We start from the raw sequence: 2582 nt of genomic DNA, 5'->3' as shown, positions 1-2582 counted from the left end.
CCCCCCCCCCCCCCCCCCCCCCCCCCCCCCCCCCCCCCCCCCCCCCCGGGGGCGGGCGCCCCCCCCCGCGGCGGTGAACGGTGCAGCCCGTGCCGACGGGCTGCCGGGGGCGGGCGTTACGCCGCAGCGCCCACCTGCTGCGCAGAGGTGTTCTTGCCCGGCTTGCCCGGCTTGCCGGGCTTGCCCTTGTGGCTCACCGCATCGCGGATGACGTCGGGCTTGTTGGTGATGATGCCGGTCACGCCCGCCTTGGCGACCTTGACCGCAACGGCGGCGTCGTCCACGGTCCAGGTGTAGACCTCAAGCGGCTTGCCGTGCGCACCACGGACGGCCTTCACGGCGGCCACGTACTCGGGGTCGACGGACCCGAAGTGCGGGTTGATCTGGTCCGCGAACTTCGCGAACTTCGGCAGGTCGGCCACGGCCGGGGTGCCCAGGAAGCCCGTCTTCACGTCGGGGCGCAGCTCGTGCGTCGTCTTGACCGAGTCGGCGTTGAAGCTCTGGATGATCAGCCGGTGCTTGACGTGCTGCCGGTTGAGCCAGCCCTGGTGGCGCAGCTCGTTGAGGGTCTCCCGCTCGATGTTCGGGTAGAGCTCGGGCGCCTTGAACTCCAGCAGCAGCTTCTGGTGGTTGCGGCTCACCCGGTCCATGTACTGCTTCAGCGTCGGCACCCGCTCGCCGGTGAACTTGGGGTTGAACCAGCTACCGGCGTCCAGCCGCTGGATCTCCTTGAGCGTGAAGTCCGAGACCTTCCACGGGGCGCGGCCGGGGAAGACCTCCTCGACGTTGGTGGTCCGGTTGAGCGTCGTGTCGTGGATGACGATCAGCTTGCCGTCCTTGGTGCGCTGGACGTCGTTCTCGACCCAGTCGATCTTCAGCTTGGCGGCGGCGTCAACGGCGGCGAGCGTGTTCTCCGGCGCGTAGGCGGAGGCGCCGCGGTGGGCGACGGTGACCGGGCTGTGCGGGTGGTCCGCGGCCTGGGCCGAAGCGGCCGGCAGGATGAAGGCCGAGGCGCCCAGCAGCAGGCCGGAAGCCGCAGCGATGGAACGGATGCGCATGGGGGACTCCTTGCGTCGAGAGTCTGGTTGATGGGGAAGACGGGCCGAGAGTCCCAGCCATTTCGTACGGGGAGATAGGTGCGGGATGGACAGGAACTGAACGAGGAGTGCGACGTGCCGTTTGTGGATATCTCGCTTTCGGAGCAAATCAGGGCAGTTGCCTTACGGGCTTGGGGTGTTCGCCTGAATGGTGACGTAATACGCCTGTATGGCGGTGAGGAATCAGCCGCCCATCATGTGAAGGACACGTGCGGTACGGGGCCTGAGGGCGGCGTGGTGGTGCGTATCGGCCCGGAATGGCGCAGGTCGGATGAGGCCGAGTGGTGCCATGCGGTGGCGCTGCGCGCGGCGGCCGGCGGGCTGCGCGAGGCCGTCGTGCCGCTGCGCACCCGCGACGGCCGTACGGTGGCGCGCGCGGAGGGGCGCCCCGTATCGCTGTGGCCGTACGTCGCCGGGCGGTGGGCCCACCAGCAGGACCCGGCTCAGAGCGAGCAGGCCGCGCGCCTGCTCGCCCGGCTGCACAGGGCGCTCGCGGAGGCGAGGGTGCCGCCCCGGCCCGTCTCGGCGGACCTGACCGTCGGGCTGTCGGGTGACGTCCGGTACGACCACCCTGACCTGCGTGATGCCGAGTTGGACGAGTGGCTCGCGGGCTTCGCCAAACGGGCCGATCGGGTACACGCGCTGCACGGTGACTACTACCACGGCAACCTGCTGGCGGACGGCCACGGCCGCTTGGTCGCCGTGCTCGACTGGGACGAGGCGCTGATCGCCCCGCCGGAGGTGGAACTTGCGGGGGCGGCCCTGGAGTTCACCGGTGAGTTCGCCGCCGACCTGGCCGCCTGCCGCGGGTTCGTTGACGCCTACCTGGACGAGGGCGGCACGGTCGAGGCGCTCGACGACACGACCATGGTGCAACTGATGCGACACCGGCTGCGCAGGGAAGCGGCGCACTACCTACGCGCGAGCGCGCGGGGCGAGGCGTTCGACGACGAGGACCACGTCTACCACGCGGGCCGGATGGCCGCGTTCGCGGCGCTGCGGCCCTGAGCGGCAGCCCGGCGGTCCGCAGCCCGGGGCCGTCGTGCTGCCGCGGGGTCGGTGCCACCACCGGTGACCTGGCCGTACGGCCCGTCGACGGCCGTACGGGAGCGCTGCGGCGGGCTGGGTGGTGGATGGCCCAGGCCGGTGCGGTGGCGGCCCGTGGAGCCTGATCGCCACGTGGGGGAACTGGCCGAAATTGCTCCGCGCGGGCGCCGTAGACTCGGACACGAGGGGGATGCGCGTTCCGGGCGTCCCCCCTCGCGCGGTGCCGCAGGCGGGGCCCGTACGGAAGGGCGCCAGGCACGGCGCCGGATGAACGGGATGGACGGCCTGTGCCCGCCCGATGTCCTTGATCGCGCGCGTACGCGCGTACGCGATGGCGGCCACGGATGTGCGCCCGCACCCAGTCGCGGGGGGGGGGGGGGGGGGGGGGGGGGGCGGCGGCCCCCCGCCGCCCCGGGGGGGGGCGGCGCGGGGGGGGGG

The 2582-nt window shown here is 72.4% G+C and carries 2 protein-coding genes; one reads left to right on the top strand and one right to left on the bottom strand.

What is annotated here, in order from left to right; all coding sequences use genetic code 11:
• Positions 1-116: 116 nt before the first annotated feature.
• Positions 117-1058, bottom strand: coding sequence for a glycerophosphodiester phosphodiesterase family protein (locus AAHZ94_RS32435; protein WP_349997288.1), 942 nt, complete (start codon positions 1056-1058; stop codon positions 117-119).
• 237 nt (positions 1059-1295) lie between these two features.
• On the opposite strand from AAHZ94_RS32435, the gene AAHZ94_RS32430 reads away from it, so the two are divergent.
• A complete protein-coding gene (locus tag AAHZ94_RS32430; protein ID WP_349997287.1) occupies positions 1296-2105 on the top strand; it encodes a phosphotransferase enzyme family protein in 810 nt (269 codons plus the stop codon).
• Positions 2106-2582 lie beyond the last annotated feature (477 nt).

This window comes from Streptomyces sp. HSW2009 (assembly GCF_040240285.1).
Taxonomy (GTDB): domain Bacteria; phylum Actinomycetota; class Actinomycetes; order Streptomycetales; family Streptomycetaceae; genus Streptomyces.
This window is presented reverse-complemented; position numbering and strand designations above follow the sequence as displayed.

What these genes read in the sequence shown, in the direction of transcription:
- AAHZ94_RS32435 (WP_349997288.1), bottom strand. Translation starts at nt 1,058, where the DNA reads ATGCGCATCCGTTCCATCGCTGCGGCTTCCGGCCTGCTGCTGGGCGCC.